Origin of the sequence: Weissella sp. DD23 (assembly GCF_001579105.1) — a bacterium.
Taxonomy (GTDB): domain Bacteria; phylum Bacillota; class Bacilli; order Lactobacillales; family Lactobacillaceae; genus Weissella; species Weissella cibaria.
This window is the reverse complement of the sequence record NZ_KQ970455.1, coordinates 1-480: the sequence shown is the minus strand read 5'-3', so window position 1 is coordinate 480 and position 480 is coordinate 1. Positions and strand designations below refer to the sequence as shown.

Below are 480 nucleotides of genomic sequence, written 5' to 3'. Positions count from 1 at the left end.
GTTGGTAGGCTTTAAGTCCTTGGTTGGGATGTTGAACGTGATGTCACTTTTACCATTTAAAGGTTGTGTGATGCCATCGAAAGTCACTTCAGGAATCATGCTGAGCATATTGCTGACACTATCCTTGAATGAAAGTGTGACGTCAGTTGTATCCCCTTTGACAGCTAGTTTAGCAGTGGGGTTAAAAAAACGATCCATGCTATCGCTAGCGGCCATTGGTACGTCGGCTGACAGAATGGCATCGCTATCGGTATCATTCGTATCAGCCGGCTTGTCCGGGACGATGGGGGTCACCATTAGATCTGCAGAAGGTTCCTCATGCCAAGAAATAGCTGGCACGTCAATCACCATGCTGGTTGCAAATGGTGCTGCCCATTCGCTGACGGGTAAAGTCACGGTCCAATGGGTACCAGACTTTGTAGCTGTGTGGCCGGCAACTGTAAAGCCGGTCATCATATCCATCTGTGACTGCCCCTTCAT

1 protein-coding gene is annotated in these 480 nt (G+C 48.8%); it reads right to left on the bottom strand.

The window, feature by feature from the left end:
• On the bottom strand, positions 1 to 462 hold a 462-nt coding region (locus WEIDD23_RS12210), incomplete at its 3' end, for an HAD family hydrolase (protein WP_156469675.1).
• Positions 463 to 480: the final 18 nt, after the last annotated feature.